Raw genomic sequence first — 17,094 nt, 5'->3', positions numbered from 1 at the left:
TTAACCCGCTCATCCGGCATGAAAACAGGCGGCAGGTCATGAAGGTTTTTTCAGGCAATTCCAATCGGCAGCTGGCCGAGTCGATCTGTTCGTATCTGAACGTTCCTCTCGGTAAGGCCAGTGTCAGGCGGTTTGCCGACCAGGAAATTTTCGTAGAAATTCAGGAAAATGTGCGTGGCGAGGATGTGTTTGTCATCCAGTCGACATCCTATCCTGCGAATGACAACCTGATGGAACTGTTGATCATGATCGACGCGTTCCGCCGGTCGTCTGCCCGCCGCATCACTGCCGTACTGCCCTATTTCGGCTATGCCCGCCAGGATCGTAAATCCGGTTCGCGTACGCCGATTTCTGCCAAGCTGGTTGCCAACCTGATCACCGAGGCCGGCGCCGATCGCGTGCTGACGCTCGACCTGCATGCCGGCCAGATCCAGGGCTTCTTCGATATCCCGACCGACAATCTCTACGCCGTGCCGGTACTGTCCCGCGATATCAAGGCGCACTACGACCTCGATAACGTGGTTGTCGTCTCGCCCGACGTCGGCGGTGTGGTGCGCGCCCGGTCGCTCGCCAAGCGCCTGAGCGACCTCAATCTCGCCATCATCGACAAGCGCCGCGAAAAGGCCGGCGAATCCGAAGTCATGAACATCATCGGCGATGTTGCCGGCAAGGATTGCCTGCTGATCGACGATATCGTCGATTCCGGCGGCACGCTGTGCAATGCAGCCGATGCGCTGCTCGCCAATGGCGCCACCAGCGTCACGGCCTATATCACCCACGGCGTGCTTTCGGGCGGCGCGGTCAATCGCGTGGCGGCCTCCCAGCTCAAGGAACTGGTGATCACCGATTCCATCCAGCCGCCCACGGCCGTGCTCTCCGCCCACAATATCCGCGTCATCTCGACTGCGGCGCTGATCGGCGAGGCTATCAATCGCACCAGCCTCGAAGAATCGGTCTCCAGCCTGTTCGACTGACGGATTTCATCGTCGCGCATCTCAATTTGACGGCACGTTTTGTTTCGAAGGCGCAATAGCGCCTCGATGCTCGAATTTATTTGTTTCTTTCCTTTCGCCATCAGGTTTTCATCGTTGCGGAGCATGCACGTCTTCGCGTATCTCAAAGGGATAGCGTCGGAGGGCAAGCCGGCGCCATTTGCCTGCCGTTCGGATTCCAGGGGTGGAGAACAATTGGCACTGACGACTGACCAGATACTGGCCATGCCGGCACTGTATTCGCAGATCCGTGTGCAGTCGCGCGCGTTGATCGACATGTTCGAGAGCGATACGCGCCTTTCTGCGGCATTCGCCACGCAGCAGCGTTGGCTGATGTCGCATGTCGGTCTCGAGATCTACTTCCGCGGCGTCACCGAAGGCCGGACGCCGGGCATCAACATCTCGCATTTCATCGACCTCGTGCACAAAAACGGTATTGCCAGCCGCAACACCGTCGATTCCTACGTCAAGGAATTGATCAAATACAAATACCTCGTCCAGACCGCCGACCCGATGGACAAGCGCCTGCGGCCGCTGGTGCCTGCTAATTCCGTGATTGAGGCAATTGGCGGCTGGCTGCAGGTGCATCTTGCAAGCCTGGACAGGCTTACCGGCGGCCAGCGGCTGCCCACGTTCCAGCAGCACCCAGGCCTGCTCGCATATACACAGCCGCTCATCGCCGACGGGCTCATCAATGCCCACGCCGTGCGCAATCCTGATGCCACGTTCTCGCTGTTTACCTGGCTTGATAATGGTGGGCTGGTGATGGACTGGTTGATCACGTCCATGCCGGACCTGCCGCCCGAGACCGATCGCGTGCCGGTAGGTAAGCTATCGGTCGGGGACATGGCAACAAAGCTCAGCCTGTCGCGGACCCATCTCGCCCGCAAGCTGAAGGAAGCCGAAGATCTCGGCTCGATCGGCTGGGAGGGTCGCCGTGGCCATTCGGTGATGTGGGTTTCAGCCGGGTTCCGGCAGGAATATGCCAAGGCACAGGCCGTAAAGCTGTCGATCATCGATCACGCCTTCGAAGCCGCAACAGCACGGCTGGCGGCCTGAAACGTTCAGCACATCCGAATCCCGGAAATACCACCAAAAATGGTCACACGGAAACGGCACTCCGAAATTGACGATGAGTGGCGCGAGAGCTAACGATCATGGTGTCGTTGCGTCGGCGCGGTCCCTTGGGACAGCACTTGCCCTCCAGACATTTCCGGATACTACCCCATCCGGAAATGGTGTCCCGGAGGCCGCGCTGTTTGCTCACTAGAGCATTTCCACTTTTCTTCGAATCGCGAAAACGCTCTATCTTTTTTGTTCTTAGGCAATTCCAGACGCAAAACCGCTACGCATTTCTGCTGGAATTGCTCTAGCCATGCAGATCAAGCTTGTTGATCTTGCGGTGCAACGTCGCCCGGCTGATGCCCAGCATCTGCGCGGTCAGCGACACATTGCCATTGTTGCGGGACAACGCCCTTCTCAACGCTGCTCGTTCCGCCTCCAACAGGTCGCGGCCTTCGCGCTCCTTGCTTTCATGCAGGACGTCGGAGGCGGGAATGCCCTGCGCAATCATCGTGTCGTCGATACGCAGTGCAAGCCGCGCCGCACGCGTCGCACCCAACACCATGTCGTCGCGATCAACAGCAAGCAGCGCCGAGCCGGAATGGGACGCGGCATTCAAAAGCACGATACGGGCATTGGAATAGGCGCGGCGGAAAAGATTGACCTCGATGCGCGAGGCCGTGTCCTTGGCCGCCTGTGCCAGCACCGGCATGATCATCTCGGTGGCGTCACGGCGCGCGGTCGATATGTCGATTACGCCGACGATCTGCCCGATATGGTCACGCACCGGCGCCGAGGCGCAGGAGAGACCTATATTGGCCGACAGGAAATGCTGTTCGCGAAACACGGTGACCATGCGGCCGTCCGCAAGCGCCGTGCCGATACCATTGGTGCCGACACTGGCCTCGCTCCACAGCGTACCGGTCCAGAGGCCGAGATCACGGAACTGCTTGTCTTCCGAAGAGACGCCGCGCCGGTCGAGCACCACGCCGTCGCTGTCCGTGAAGACGAGACAGCAGCCGGCCTTGCCAACCATGCCGAACAGCCAGTCGAGTTCCGTCGATGCCTCCTCGACGATGTGTCCCGCCTTGCTGAGCGTTTCCCTGAATTCCTCGTCCGTCAGGCGGATCGGCAGGCGGCTTTCCTCCGGTGCCAACCCATGACGGGTCAGACATCGCCGCCACGAGGCCGCGATAGGCGAATTTGCCCCTGCGGATTTCTCCTGCGCGAGCGCGTAAACCCGGTCTGCGTGTTGGTTCTGTCCAAGCATAGGCTCCTCCCAAAGCGTCAGTCTTGTCTTCCCCCATGCACTGCTCGCGGCCGAACGGACAGGCCGCAATATCCTCTCGAAAATAAGTGTAGCATAAAAAAGCGGCAGGGAAACAAGCCCTGCCGCGTCGTCGATTCGCCTAATGGCACAAGCAGTGTCGCATGGTTGCGACAACTCTGTCTTAGCGCGGCATTTCACGGCCGTTGACGGTCACCTTGCCGGCTTCGTCAAGCTTGACGTTCCAGACCATGGTGCCGTCAGCCTTGGCCTCGCCGAAACCCTTCATCATCAAGAGGACGAACGAGGCCTGGCCGAATTCCGGCACGGTCTTGGAGTTGTCCTGCAGATACTTCACCGTCTTGTCGAGATCGCGCGCGGTGATGGTGATGTCGGCGCGCGGCTTGCTGCTGTCGTCCGGGTTGACCTGCATCGTGCCGCTGAGCGACAGATCATAAACAGAGGACTTCGCCGCAACATTGTAGAACTCGACATTCATCCAGCCGCCCGGCAGCACGATCTTGCCAAGTTCGGTGGACTGCGCAGGGGTGAGCGGATCCGTCTTGGTGAAATCGGCATTTTCCAGCAGATAGGAGACGACGCCCTCGACATTGAGGCCAGTGACGGCAACGCCCATGCTCGCGGTCTGCGGCACGGCAGCCTCGGTGCCGGGCGGCAGCAGGCCAGCCGGGACGATCGGATTGACGACGCTAACTTCGAAACCGGCGCGGGTGTCCGCCTTGATGCCGTTGAACTCGATCTTGTAGCCCAGTTCCTCAACGCTGCCTTCCAGGCCCTGTGCCTTGACCTTGACATCATGGACCTTGATGTTCTCGACGAGGTTTTCGACAAACGGCACGTTTGCCTTGATCAGCGCCTTGAGCTTGGCATCCTCTTCAGGCGTCAGTTTGTCGGACTGTGCCTTCGCCTTGTCGAGCGCGAAGACGACCAGATCGCGCAAGGCAACAATGCCCATCTTCTCGGCTTTGACGTCGCCGGTCATCGATGCCGCAGAAATATCGACAGTACCGGCAGTCGGGTCCGTGATAGTTTCGACGAGGTTCTTCATCTCCATAGTGCTGGTGAGATCGACGAAACCGTCACCGACCTTGTCGCTCTTCATGTCGGAAACGAGGGAATCGATCGTCGCAGCGACCTTCTCGGCTCCAGCGGTGTCAGTCGTCATGCTGAGCTTGTCGAGATTGTAATGCCCCGTGGTGAAGTACGTGATCGACGGATCGAACATTCCCTCCAGGGCCATCTTCTCGATGATATAGGTGAAGCTCTGCTTCTTGCCTTCTAGGGTGAATTGTCCCGAGACATTCAGATGGTCGTTGGATTCCACTTTCCACAGACCGTCGTCCTGCGGCGTCAGGTAGTGGACGAAGGGCCTGAGGCCGCTGATCGAGAATTGATCCTTGGGGATCTTGGCCAGCAGCGGCTCCATGTCCACCGACAGCTCGTAGCGATTGGCTCCGGCGGTCACCTTGAGGAAGCCGGTATCGACAATATCCTTGGGCAGATAGTGGGTGAGCTTCTCGGCGATGTCCCGCGCGCCCGCCTCGGAAATATCCGCGGCCATCGATTGCATGGGGAAAAGGGTCGCAAATATTGCAACGGTGGAGTATAGCGCGCGACGCATGAGTGTTTCTCCGTATCATCTTGATTTGTTGCGGCAGATTGCCCGCTGGGCTGGTGCCCGTCAATGCCGCATCTCGAACGAACATGTTTTGGTTCGCATATGCAGCAACGGGCGACTTGCGTAAATTATTCGATTGCGTTATGGACCCCGCATCCGCCCGGACACCCTTGGAGGCAGGGCGGAGGCATGCTTTCGGGCATGCAGGTTCCTGCACTTCGTAGATGTCGGACAGGAGCCCTCCATAACACTAGAAAGGAATAGCCATGAGCCATGTTGCTTACGAGCTCAAGGCCGAGCTGCGCGATCGGGTTGGTAAGGGGTCCTCCCGTGAACTTCGCCGCAAAGGCCTCATTCCTGCTGTCATCTATGGTGACAAGCAGGCTCCCATCTCCATCGCCCTTCCCATCAAGGAAGTGACGCTGAAGATTCATGCCGGCGGTTTCATGACCACCGTTGCCACCATCGACGTCGACGGCAAGAAGATCTCGGTTCTGCCGAAGGATTACCAGCTCGACCCGGTGCGCGATTTCACCATGCATGTCGACTTCCTCCGCGTCTCCGCAGACACGCAGGTTACCGTCGAAGTGCCGGTGCATTTCGTCAATGAAGAAAAGTCCCCCGGCATCAAGATCGGCGGCGTGCTGAACATCGTTCGTCACGAAGTCGAACTGCATTGCCCGGCAAACGATATTCCGGAATTCCTCACCGCAGACCTTTCTGGCCTGAAGATCGGTGATGGCATCCACATTTCGAACATCACGCTGCCGGCTGGCTCCACCACCGTGATCGGTGATCGTGACTTCACGATCGCAACGATCATGGCTCCCGCAGGCGGCACCACGGAAGAAGTAGCAGAGTAATCGCTTCATCCTGCAGCTGTTGAATTCGGAACCCTGCGCAGGCAACTGCGCAGGGTTTTGTTTACTGTATTAGCATGTCAAATGCACATGACTTGCCGCGCCAGGTCGCCCGCTCCCGTAACTTCAGCAACATTTAATGTTTGCCATTGTAAGGTCCTGCCGATGAGCAAGGCCGTCCATTGCAGCGGTTTGGTCAATTGCCGCATCGGGATTGCAGGGGCAAGGCATACGAATTTTCATGTTCGCACATTCGGTTGAAAATCGCTTTATTTCGATCATCTTCGCGGTCCTGATCCTCGTTGTTGCCCCGCTATTCGTGCTGTTCTTCCAGCTTTCCGAACAACGCTCGGCCAAGGACGCGCTAGATCGCGGCCAGATCCTCATCGAAGCCAATGCCCAGGCGCTCGGCAAGCCGCTTTGGGATTTCGATATTGAAAGCGTCCAGCAGATCACCAAGGCGATTGCCGCCATCCGCATCGTGAACCGGGTTACCGTCAGCGACAATACCGGCCAGATCAACATCAAGGTCGGGGAAAACGGCAGCGACGGCGATGATGACGGCGACATCGTGCTTACCCGCATCATCGAATACCGGACGGTCGAAGGCCTCAAGAAGGTCGGCTTGATCGAAATGCATATCGTCAAGCGTTCCCTGTTCGACGGGAGACTGGACGGCGAATTCACAGTCCTTCTCATCTTTGCGGTCGCCGTGCTTCTGATCTTCGGCGCGGCCATCGTCGGCAACCGCCAGCTGATCATCAAGCCGCTGACCCGTCTGACGGCGGCGATCGAGGCCACCCGTCGGCTCGGTTCGCGCCATCAGGTCGACTGGGATTCCGACGACGAAATGGGCGCGCTCGCAGCCAACTTCAACGCTATGCAGGCGCGCCTCGCCGAGGAAGAGCTCGAAATCCGCGCCGCTCATGCGCGCACCACCGAGACCTATAACCGCACGCCTGCCATGCTTTACACGGTAGATGGCGCCGATCGCCTGACCGCCGTCAGCGATTACTGGCTGCTCGCGACCGGCTACGAGCGCGCCTCCGTGATCGGCAAGCTGTTCCACGGCTTCATTGCCAGTGACGACCTGCGGACCTACCAGACGCGGCGCGACGAGCTCGACCTGACGATCCGCAACAGTGTCACGGTCAAATTTCGTCTGGCCAACGGTCGCCTCGCCGACATGCTGATCATGGAGACGGCGATCGCCGACGGCGCCGACCGCATGTCGTTGTCCGTCATGACCGATGTCACCGAACTCAAGACGGCCGAACAGCGCAACCATATCCAGGCAATCACCGACCATCTGACCGGTCTGCTCAATCGCCAGGGTTTCGAGACAATCTTGGAACAGAGAATCACCACCGCTGACCGCGAAGCCACTGGCCTTGCCTGTCTGTTTGTCGATCTCGATCGCTTCAAGTGGATCAACGACACGCTGGGGCACTCGGTCGGCGACAAAGTGCTGCAGACGATCGTCTCGAGGATTCGCGCTCAGCTCCGTCCGTCCGATGCGATGGCACGGCTAGGCGGCGACGAGTTCGCGATCCTGATTGCGGCCGAGGCGCCGGAAAATGCGGCGCTCGAAATTGCCCGTTGCATCAGCCGCGTCATCGACATGCCGCTCAATATCGACGAGCATCGTGTCAATCTCAGCGCCAGCATCGGCATCGCGCTCTATCCCGATCACGCCCAGACGGCAGCCGAACTGCTGCAAAAATCTGACCTTGCCATGTATGCCCGCAAGCGCAACGGCAAGAACGGCGCGCGCCTCTTCGATCCGGAGCTCGCGAGCGCCGCGCAGAGTCGGGTGCAGATGGAGGCCTATATCGAAGACGGCCTTCGAGAGGATTGGTTCGAGGCTCATCTCCAACCCATCTTCAACCTCAAAACCGGTCGCATCGCCGGTTTCGAGGCTCTGATGCGCCTTAATCATCCGGAGCGTGGGCTTCTTCCACCCGCCGGCATCATTCAGAATGCCGAGGAAACCGGAACGATTACGAAAATCGGGGAGTGCATCTTCGACAAGGCAGTTGCCCAGCTGGCGCGGCTTCGCAGCCATGAGGAATTCCGCAACGCCTACGTCGCCGTCAATTTCTCACCGCTGCAATTCGAACCTGCACTTCTCGACCGCATGACGGCGTCGCTTATGAAGTGGGGCGTATCGCCGGCCAACATCGTGGTCGAGATCACCGAGGCCGTGTTGATGCATCACAACCCCGCGGTCCAGAGCATCCTCGAGGCGTTCGGCAAGTCCGGCTACCGGCTGGCGCTCGACGATTTCGGAACCGGCTATTCCTCGCTCAGCTATCTCCACAAGTTCCCCGTCGACATCGTCAAGATCGACCAGTCCTTCGTCCGCTCCCTGACCGAAGATACCGAGCTTGCCCGCCACAAGAGCCGCATGCTGGTCGAGGGCATCACCACCATCTCCCAGCAGATGAACTGCCTGGTGGTCGCAGAAGGCATCGAAAAGCCCGAGCAGCGCGACATTCTCACGGCGATGGGTGTGGATGCCGGCCAGGGATATCTTTTCGGCCGGCCGATGCCCGGTGACGCCATCATCGAGAATTTCACCGATATCGAAACGCGACGCAGAGCCTAAGCAGGGCGTCGGCACATGGGATGAGACATATGAAGCGTCTGGCAATCCTCTTTCCCCTCCTCTTTGCCGGCGTTGCCCACGCGGAGACGTTGAAACTGGTGACGGAGGAATATCCGCCCTTCAGCTTCCGCGAAAACAAGGTCTACAAGGGCGTTTCCGTCGATCAGGTCAATGTGCTGATGACCCGGGCAGGCATCGATCACTCCATCGACATGATGCCCTGGGCACGCGCCCTGACGCTCGCAGAAACCGACCCGGCCACCTGTGTCTTCACGACCGTGCACAACGAAGAGCGGGACAAGAAATTCAAATGGGTAGAGCCGTTGCTTTCCGGCCGCACGGTGCTGATCCGCAAGCGCGGCAGCCCAGTCGACCCGAAGACGCTGGCTGAAGCGACCAAATATGTCATCGGCACCCAACGTGGTGACTTCACGGCCGATGTCCTGAAGTCGAACCATTTCGCCAAGGTCGATCTGGCCAGCGATTTCAACCTCACCTACAAGAAGCTGATGCTCGGCCGCATCGACATGATGCCAATTTCGGAGAAGTACTACGACAAGCTGAGGCGCGAGGGCTCGGAGGTCGAATTCGTGCTGGTTCTCGCCGAAACGATCTATTCCATCGCCTGCAACAAGGGCGTGGCCGACGACACGATCGCCAAGATGCAGCAGACTCTCACCGCCCTCATCGCAGACGGTACCCAGAAGACCCTGTTCCTGAAATATGGCCTCGACGAGAAGGGCAACTGACAAAAGATCGATCGCAAAAGGTTGACTTTCGCCCGATTTCAGCCATCTGAAAGGCGAAACGTCATCTAGGAACTGCTTCCATGCTTATCTTTGCCGGCCTGGGCAATCCGGGCGGAAAATATCAGACAAACCGCCACAATATCGGCTTCATGGCCGTCGACGCCATCCACCGCAAGCACCCGTTCGGCCCCTGGAGCAAGAAGTTCAAGTCGGAGATTTCCGAGGGCGAAATCGACGGCGAAAAGATCCTGCTGATGAAGCCCCAGACCTTCATGAACCTCTCGGGCGAGGCGGTGGGCGACGCGATGCGTTTCTACAAGCTGACCCCGGCCGATCTCACTGTCTTCCACGACGAGCTCGACCTGCCGGCTGCCAAGGTGAAGGTGAAAACCGGCGGCGGCAATGGCGGCCACAACGGCCTCAAGTCGATCGACGCCCATTGCGGCCGCGAATACCGTCGCGTGCGGCTCGGCATCGGCCATCCCGGCGTCAAGGACCTGGTGCATGGCCATGTGCTCGGCGATTTCCACAAGGTCGACCAGAGCTGGCTCGACCCCCTGCTCGACGACATCGCGCTGAATGCGGGCCTGCTGCTCAAGGGCGACGGCAGCCAGTTCATGAACAAACTCGCCGGCGCCCCTGCCCCCGAGGCGAAAAAAAAAGTTGAGGCTTCAGTCTCTAAATCTGCCTCGACCGGCAAATCGCATATCCACCAGGCGCGCACCAACAAGCCGGTTATGCCCACGTCCGGGCCAATGGCCGACATGCTGAAGAAGCTGTTTGGCGGGAAAGGCGACTGACGGCCGCGAAAGATACTGCCGAGATCAGTCATCGTCTCGTCACGCGGTTCCGGCAAGAACAGGTCCCGCCATCTCGGATCAACAATATGCCAATCTCAGTACGCCCAGCGGAAGAGGCCGATCTCCCGGCACTTCTCACACTTTATCATTATCTCAACCCCGCCGATCCCCCACTAACCAAAGAAGAGGCCGAAACGCGCTTCGTCGAGATGCTCGCGCAGCCGGGGATGTCGGTGATCTGCGCTTTCACCGGGGAAGTGATGGCGGCCACTTGCACGTTGGTCATCATTCCCAACCTGACCCGCGGGGCCGCGCCTTACGCGTTTATCGAAAACGTCGTGACTCACCCGGGGTATCGACGGATTGGCGCCGGCCGCGCCGTGATTGGTCATGCCACCGAACTTGCCGACGACGCCGGTTGCTACAAGCTGATGCTGCTGACCGGCCGAGCCGATCCAGGTGTCTGGGCCTTCTATGAAAGCTGCGGATTCAAGCAGGATAAGACCGGTTTCCAGATCCGCTTTGATCTAGTCGCCTGACTCCACCACCCCCGCTTTGGTTCAGCCGATAGGCCTGCACTTCTATTTGACGTTCCTCCGATGGCACCACCATAGCGGTAGATTGGCAAGATCGGTTTAACCACACCACTCCAATTCTAGGCATCGTGTTGGCGGCTTTCGCAGCAATTGGCTGTGGCGCGCCCGCCGCCCAACGTGTATTTCAGGTCAATATCTCTGCCGGAGGAAAAAATGCCCGCTAGCCCGACCACTCAGATCACCGAGGAGCTCACCACGCTTCGCGACTACTGGCGCTATGCCATATCGCGCTTTCAGGCGGCCAAGTTGACCTTCGGCCACGGCACATCGACGGCAACCGATGACGCTGCCTTCCTGGTGCTGGATTCGCTTGACCTGCCGATCGACACGCTCGATCCGTTCCTCGACGCCAAGCTGACGTCAGCCGAGTGCAAGCTGCTGGCCGAGCGTATCGAAGCCCGCGTCACGACCCGCAAGCCATCGGCCTATCTCACCGGCCGCTCCTATATTCAAGGCATCCGCTTTCTTGTCGATGAGCGGGTCATCGTGCCGCGCTCGTTCATCGGCGAGATCCTGTTTTCCGAATATGCCGGCGAAGAGGACTCGCTCTACCTGCCGGATCGCTTCGGCGTCGAAAGCGTGGTTGATATCTGTACGGGTTCGGGGTGTCTGGCGATCATAGCAGCGGGCCTGTTTCCTAATGCCGAAGTCGATGCTGTCGATCTGTCGCCGGACGCACTGGAAGTCGCCAAGCTAAATCTCGCCGAGCATGAATTGGAAGACCGGCTGACGCTGCATCACGGCGACCTGTTCGCACCGCTCAAGAACAAGAAGTTCGACCTGATCATCACCAACCCGCCCTATGTCGATCACGACGAGATGGCCGTGTTGCCCGAGGAATACCAGACCGAGCCGGCCATGGCGCTCGATGGCGGCCCCGACGGACTGGACATCGTCCGACGCCTGTTGAGCGAAGCCCCCAAACACCTCAATCCGGGCGGCGGCATGCTCTGCGAGATCGGCACCGGTCGCGAGATCGTCGAAGAGGAATATCCCGATCTCGACCTGTTCTGGCTGGACACCGAGGAGTCGCAGGGCGAGGTCTTCTGGGTTACGGCGGAAGCGCTGGGGGTTGGGGTGAAGAAGAAGAGATAGGGTGACGGGCGGGGCTTTACCCCTCACCAAGCGCGCACAAGTGATCGGCTACGCCTCTCACGGGCTTGCTATCCTCTCCCACAAGGGGAGAGGTAGAGTGCCTCAATCGCCGCTCTCGCTCTTGGCAAAACGGTGCCGCGAATCTGCCTCTCCCCTTGTGGGAGAGGAAAGTTCGTCCCCAGGAGGCGTAGCCGATTGGCTGGACGAACTTGGTGAGGGGTATTCACCCGCGAAAACGCTTCCTCACTCCTCCGGCTCCGCCGTGAACATCAGCGGAAAACTCGCATCCTTTGCATAGTCCATCGCCTCCTTGACCTTGGTCTCGGCGATATCCTTGGCGTAGACAGCGACCACGCAGGAGCCCTTCTGGTGGGCTGTGATCATGATGTGGTAACCGGCAGATTCCCCGGTCTTGAACACCGCCTGCAGGATCATGATGACGAATTCACGCGGCGTATAGTCGTCGTTGAACAGAATGACCTTGTAGAGCTTCGGCTTGTCGACCTTCAGCTTGATCTTGGTCTTTGGTGTAAGGACAATGTCGTCTTGGCTCACGGGCTTGGATCCCCGGCAAAATGGCTGGAATGTTCGTAAACATCGCCTTGGGCGCCAGTGGTTGCACCCAGACAACGATTATATATTGGACTGCCGAAGCCGATTTTTCAAGATGCTGGCAAATCGGAGCCGTCATCTCTTGACCTTGCGGCCCTCTTTCCGCATAGGCAGGGGTAATCGAGACCTTTAAAAGACCGGACGAAATTTCCATGGGCTTCAAATGCGGAATTGTCGGGCTGCCGAATGTCGGCAAGTCCACCCTCTTCAACGCGCTGACACGCACGGCGGCGGCACAGGCTGCCAACTATCCGTTCTGCACCATCGAGCCGAATACCGGCGAAGTGGCGGTGCCCGATCCGCGCATGCAGAAGCTTGCGGCGACCGCGGGCTCCAAGGAGATCATCCCGACCCGCATCTCCTTCGTCGACATCGCCGGCCTCGTGCGCGGCGCCTCGAAAGGTGAAGGCCTCGGCAACAAGTTCCTCGCCAATATCCGCGAAGTCGATGCCGTTGTGCATGTGCTGCGCTGCTTTGAGGACGACGACATCACCCATGTCGAAGGCCGCATCAATCCGGTCGGCGATGCCGATACGATCGAGACCGAGCTGATGCTCGCCGACCTCGAAAGCCTCGAGCGTCGCGTCGACCAGACCCGCAAGCGGGCCTCGAGCAAGGACAAGGATTCGGTCGCCCAGCTTCCGGTCATGGAGGCCGTGCTGAAACTGCTCAACGACGGCAAGCCCGCGCGCCTGCTGCTCAAGACGCTCGCTGCCGACGAGATCGAGATCCTCAAAGGCCTCAACCTGCTCACCTCGCATCCGGTCCTCTATGTCTGCAACGTCGCCGAAGCCGATGCCGTGACCGGCAACGAGCACACCGAAGCCGTTGCCAAGATGGCCGAGGAACAGGGCGCTGAATGCGTGGTGATTTCGGCTGCGATCGAAGCCGAAGTTGCCCAGCTGCCCGATGAAGAATCCAAGGAATTCCTCGCCGCGCTCGGTTTGGAAGAAGCCGGCCTCGACCGCCTGATCCGCGCCGGATACCACCTGCTTCACCTCATTACCTATTTCACCGTCGGCCCCAAGGAAACCCGCGCCTGGACCATCGTCCGCGGCACCAAGGCCCCGCAGGCTGCCGGCGTTATCCACACCGATTTCGAGCGCGGCTTCATCCGCGCCTTCACCATCGCCTATGACGACTATGTCAGCCTCGGCGGCGAAGTGCCCGCCAAGGAAGCCGGCAAGGCACGCGACGAAGGCAAGGAATATGTCGTCCAGGACGGCGATGTGATCCACTTCCGCTTCAACACCTGATCGGACGCAATACCTGATTAGACGGGGCGCGAACCAGCCAGGGGAAAGGATGGACGGCTAGGCTTCACTCGAACAGAGGCCCGACATGTCCGAACCCGTCCTTTCCATCTGCGTGCCGTCGCGCAATCGCCAAGTCTATTTTCAGGAGACGATCAAGTCGCTGCTGGCATGCCAGCGCGACGATGTCGAATTTGTACTCGCCGACAATTCCGATGATCCGGCCATCATGGACGGGTTTATGGAGCAGCATCGCGGCGACCGGCGCATCCGCTACCTGCCGTCCGCCGACAAGACGCTGCCGATGATGGACAACTGGGAGCGGGCGCTATGCGCAGCCACGGGCCGCTTCGTCAGTTTCATCGGCGATGATGACTTTCTCGACCCGGAGTTGGCAGGCTTCCTGGTCAATCTTGAAAAGACAGTCGATGCCGATGCGGTCGCGTGGACCGGCCCGAACTATACCTGGCCCACGCCTAACTCGGCGCCACATTCGATCACGATCAGCCTCAAGACCCACGTCACCCAGTTCCAGAAACGGCTGTTGATGCGCAAGGCCTTCATGTGGGAAGGCTGCCACCACGTCCCACTTGCCGGATTCTCAATCTATCACGGCGCATTGTCCCGGCGGCTACTGGACAAGGTTCGCAAAATGGGCAGCGGGCGCTATTTCGAATTTCCGATTATCGACTACGAGATGGCCTTTAAGGCTATCCTGCTCGGCGAGACATTCATCCACGTAGCCCGGCCATTCTCGGTCCTCGGTGCTTGCCCACTTTCCTCCTCTGCAACGATCGGCCGGGTGGAAGAAGAGGCGAAAAACCAGGCCAAGTTCTTCCGGGAACTCGGGCGAGACATGAATGACGACGAATGTTTCAAGGACACGCCGTTTCGGACATGGCACGGCCTCACCGCCTGCATCTACCTCATCCAGCATTGGCTGGGGCACAAATACGGCCTGAAGCAGGAAGGATACGAGCAGAATCTTGTGAAGGCATTCGCGGTCAATTGCAGCCTGTTCCGCGATCGCGCGGATTTCGACCTGGTGTCGGAGCGCTACAGAGTGGCGATCGAAAGCTGGAAAGGCGGCACCTATCTCGAATATTTCAATCCGGTGTTCTGGGGCACCGGCGCGGCGCGCCCTGAACTGACGTTCAGCGGCCTGACGTCAGAGCAGGACCTGGTATTTCCCGACAACATCGGCGACGTGCGGACGCCAGGCGAGCTCTTTCATTTGTTCTCGGATGTCCTCGTACGGCCGGAGGAAATCGTCGTGGATCTTTCGGTCAAGGTGCGTCCTGAGCTCGTCAACATGGATGCAGCCTGAGCCGCGACGGATCTCCCTCTACTGCACGGGCGGTAAGCGGCCAGCCGCCTCTGGGGGCAACGCCCCGATTACTAACCGCCGCAATGGCCGCCAGCCGATACCGAGCGTCAGCACGATCACCCCGACTGCAAGCAGGATGACAAAGCCGATCGTGTCGGTCGATGAAAAGAGGCTGGCAATGCCGCCTTCCTGCAGCAGCACCTTGAAAGCATAGCCGAAGGACAGCAGCCCCGACGTCACGAAGGCGCGGCGGTCGAGCATGATGCCGACCAGCATCAACACCACCACCGTCAGCACGATCAAGCCAGCTTGGACAGCGGATGTATTGCTGTCGAACCATGACTGCTTATAGGGCGAATAAACCAGCGTGATGACCGTATAAAGGATCGCTGGCGCAGCAACGAGATGCAGCCAGAAGGCCACGTCGGATCTGCGCGTTGCACGCATCCTGTCGGAGAAATCGAAGTAGAGCGCCGTGCCGAAGGTCAGCACGGCAAACAGGCCGATCAGGCCGGCCAGGATGAGCGGATACTTGTCGAGCAGATAGGCGTCATCGGCAGTCTGGAAGATCAGGGCGGCCGCGACCAGCACGACCGTGGCATAAGCGACGGCGCACATCAGCGCAAAGGCGATCGGCACGCGATAACGCCAGTAGAACAGCGCAAGCAACCCCATGACGATGGCGGCACCGACAGCTGGCTGCCAGTGCGCCGGCAAGGAGATCGCCTCGAAAACGGGCTGTACCGCAAAGCACGCTGCGGCGATGAAGGCCAGCGTCAACACCACCGCCGGCAGAGCAAGGCGCTGGCGGCGCACCAGTATTTCCCCGAGCACAATGATGGCCGGGAAGATGGCGTAAACCGTCGCCAGCCCTGCCAAACCCGCAAGTCCTATGATCAGACCGATGGTGATCAGGATATCGTGGAAGCCGCGGATGAAGCGCGGCGCCTCGCTTTCCTCAAGCCCGGTGGGTCGCTCGGCGGCGATGGGCGTGTCGAGAGTCTCCGGTTGATCAACGAGCGATGCTGCGATCGGCAGCGTGGTGATCGCGACGCCGCGGCCCAGCAGGAAATCGGAGAGCTTTCCAACATTCTCCCGCGACAGCAAACCCTCCATCGCAGCCGCATCGATCGCGGGCAGCAGTGCAGCCTTGCGCTTTTCCCAATCGCCGAGGTCATATTTCACTTGCATCGAGCCCCCTGAAATGATTTGCGGAAGAAATAAGGTCTGGGAGGACGATGCAAGAGAAAATGTCGGAAATCAGATACTGGTACGAAGATATGACGCCCGGCCGGGTGTTTGATCTTGGAAAAAAGACGGTTTCGTCAGAAGAGATCATTCGTTTCGCCAGCGAGTTCGATCCGCAGTCGTTCCACCTGTCGGAGGAGGCGGGCAAGGATAGTATTCTCGGCGGCCTGTCTGCCTCGGGCTGGCATACCTGTTCGATGATGATGCGGATGTTCTACGACAACCTGCTGCATTGGTCGTCCAGCGAGGGGGCGCCGGGCATCGACCTGATCGAGTGGCGCAAGCCGGTTCTGGCAGGCGATACCCTGACGGCCACGACAACGGTCGTGGACGCGCGGCCGCTCAAGTCGCGCCCCGGCGTCGGTATGGTCAAGGTCAAGCATGCCGTCAAAAATCAGAATGGCGATACCGTGATGACCATGGAAAATCCGGGCATGTTCCGCATGCGCGAAGCGGTGACGGCATGAGATTGCGCGATCTTCTGCCGGCCGGCGAAGCGCAAGCCATCGGCTCCTATGAATTCACCGCCGAACGCATCGTCGAATTTGCTGAGGAGTTCGACCCGCACTTCTTTCACACTGATGCCGAAAAAGCCAAGCAGTCTCTGTTCGGCGGGCTCTGCGCCTCCGGTTGGCACATCTGCTCGGCAGCGATGAAATGCAATGTCGCCAACATCGCGGCACAGGCAAAGAGGATCACCGCGGAAGGTGGCCTGCCACCCAAGCTCGGCCCTTCCCCCGGCATTCGCAATCTCAAATGGCTGAAGCCGGTGTTCGCCGGCGATGTCGTCACCTATTCGATGATCTTCAACCACGACACAGCCGTCCCCAACCGCCCCGGACGTCACATATGCGATCTCACCTATGAAGGCGTCAACCAGGACGGCGAGAGGGTGATGCGGTTCGATTGCACTGTGGTGGAGTTTGATTGATATCCCACTTGAATGATATCCCACCAGATGCGATATTATGGTTAGGACAATCAGG

At 59.3% G+C, this 17,094-nt stretch carries 16 protein-coding genes; 12 read left to right on the top strand and 4 right to left on the bottom strand.

All coding sequences use genetic code 11. The features are described from left to right. Window positions 1-38: 38 nt before the first annotated feature. Entirely contained in the window at window positions 39-974 is a 936-nt protein-coding gene (locus ACXHRN_RS05525) for a ribose-phosphate pyrophosphokinase (protein WP_488640339.1), read from the top strand. A 213-nt stretch (window positions 975-1,187) separates the two neighbouring features. Then, window positions 1,188-2,051: a hypothetical protein gene (locus ACXHRN_RS05520; RefSeq protein WP_488640338.1), complete on the top strand. Its 864-nt coding sequence runs from the start codon at window positions 1,188-1,190 to the stop codon at window positions 2,049-2,051. Window positions 2,052-2,361: 310 nt separating this feature from the next. Here ACXHRN_RS05520 and ACXHRN_RS05515 read toward each other — a convergent pair whose 3' ends face one another. Beyond that, complete coding sequence (locus ACXHRN_RS05515) at window positions 2,362-3,324, bottom strand: helix-turn-helix domain-containing protein (RefSeq protein WP_488640337.1); 963 nt, start codon at window positions 3,322-3,324, stop codon at window positions 2,362-2,364. A gap of 181 nt (window positions 3,325-3,505) precedes the next feature. Then, entirely contained in the window at window positions 3,506-4,963 is a 1,458-nt protein-coding gene (locus ACXHRN_RS05510) for a hypothetical protein (protein WP_488640336.1), read from the bottom strand. Between the two features lie 263 nt (window positions 4,964-5,226). Between ACXHRN_RS05510 and ACXHRN_RS05505 the strand changes: the two genes are divergently transcribed. The 6 genes from ACXHRN_RS05505 (at window position 5,227) to prmB (ending at window position 11,668) form a co-directional block, all read left to right on the top strand. Then, a complete protein-coding gene (locus ACXHRN_RS05505; protein WP_488640335.1) occupies window positions 5,227-5,823 on the top strand; it encodes a 50S ribosomal protein L25/general stress protein Ctc in 597 nt (198 codons plus the stop codon). Window positions 5,824-6,061: 238 nt separating this feature from the next. Next, on the top strand, window positions 6,062-8,428 hold the full coding sequence (locus tag ACXHRN_RS05500; RefSeq protein ID WP_488640334.1) for an EAL domain-containing protein: 2,367 nt from the start codon (window positions 6,062-6,064) through the stop codon (window positions 8,426-8,428). Window positions 8,429-8,457: 29 nt separating this feature from the next. Beyond that, window positions 8,458-9,177 carry a substrate-binding periplasmic protein gene (locus tag ACXHRN_RS05495; protein WP_488640333.1) on the top strand — a complete coding sequence of 240 codons (720 nt, stop codon included), beginning with the start codon at window positions 8,458-8,460 and terminating at the stop codon, window positions 9,175-9,177. Window positions 9,178-9,257: 80 nt separating this feature from the next. After that, entirely contained in the window at window positions 9,258-9,977 is a 720-nt protein-coding gene (gene pth, locus ACXHRN_RS05490; RefSeq protein WP_488640332.1) for an aminoacyl-tRNA hydrolase, read from the top strand. A gap of 86 nt (window positions 9,978-10,063) precedes the next feature. Then, a complete protein-coding gene (locus tag ACXHRN_RS05485; RefSeq protein WP_488640331.1) occupies window positions 10,064-10,516 on the top strand; it encodes a GNAT family N-acetyltransferase in 453 nt (150 codons plus the stop codon). A gap of 210 nt (window positions 10,517-10,726) precedes the next feature. Continuing rightward, complete coding sequence (gene prmB / locus ACXHRN_RS05480; protein ID WP_488640330.1) at window positions 10,727-11,668, top strand: 50S ribosomal protein L3 N(5)-glutamine methyltransferase; 942 nt, start codon at window positions 10,727-10,729, stop codon at window positions 11,666-11,668. 243 nt (window positions 11,669-11,911) lie between these two features. Here the strand turns inward: prmB and clpS are convergent, their stop codons facing one another. Then, on the bottom strand, window positions 11,912-12,223 hold the full coding sequence (clpS, locus tag ACXHRN_RS05475; protein WP_488640329.1) for an ATP-dependent Clp protease adapter ClpS: 312 nt from the start codon (window positions 12,221-12,223) through the stop codon (window positions 11,912-11,914). Between the two features lie 209 nt (window positions 12,224-12,432). Here clpS and ychF point away from each other — a divergent pair, with 209 nt between their 5' ends. Both ychF and ACXHRN_RS05465 read left to right on the top strand, forming a co-directional pair. Beyond that, window positions 12,433-13,536 (top strand): redox-regulated ATPase YchF, encoded by a 1,104-nt coding sequence (ychF, locus tag ACXHRN_RS05470; protein WP_488640328.1) that lies wholly within the window; start codon window positions 12,433-12,435, stop codon window positions 13,534-13,536. 85 nt (window positions 13,537-13,621) lie between these two features. Further along, entirely contained in the window at window positions 13,622-14,860 is a 1,239-nt protein-coding gene (locus ACXHRN_RS05465) for a glycosyltransferase (RefSeq protein WP_488640327.1), read from the top strand. 18 nt (window positions 14,861-14,878) lie between these two features. Here the strand turns inward: ACXHRN_RS05465 and ACXHRN_RS05460 are convergent, their stop codons facing one another. Then, window positions 14,879-16,051: a hypothetical protein gene (locus tag ACXHRN_RS05460; RefSeq protein WP_488640326.1), complete on the bottom strand. Its 1,173-nt coding sequence runs from the start codon at window positions 16,049-16,051 to the stop codon at window positions 14,879-14,881. Between the two features lie 59 nt (window positions 16,052-16,110). Between ACXHRN_RS05460 and ACXHRN_RS05455 the strand changes: the two genes are divergently transcribed. After that, the gene (locus tag ACXHRN_RS05455; RefSeq protein ID WP_488640325.1) at window positions 16,111-16,575 is read left to right on the top strand and encodes a MaoC family dehydratase; all 465 of its coding nucleotides are present in this window, start codon (window positions 16,111-16,113) and stop codon (window positions 16,573-16,575) included. After that, entirely contained in the window at window positions 16,572-17,039 is a 468-nt protein-coding gene (locus ACXHRN_RS05450) for a MaoC/PaaZ C-terminal domain-containing protein (RefSeq protein ID WP_488640324.1), read from the top strand. Before ACXHRN_RS05455 ends, ACXHRN_RS05450 begins: the two co-directional genes overlap by 4 nt. Window positions 17,040-17,094 lie beyond the last annotated feature (55 nt).

It is taken from the genome of Shinella sp. OV683, from assembly GCF_057787725.1.
Note: the sequence above shows the minus strand (reverse complement) of the source record. Positions and strands in the feature narration are given on the sequence as shown.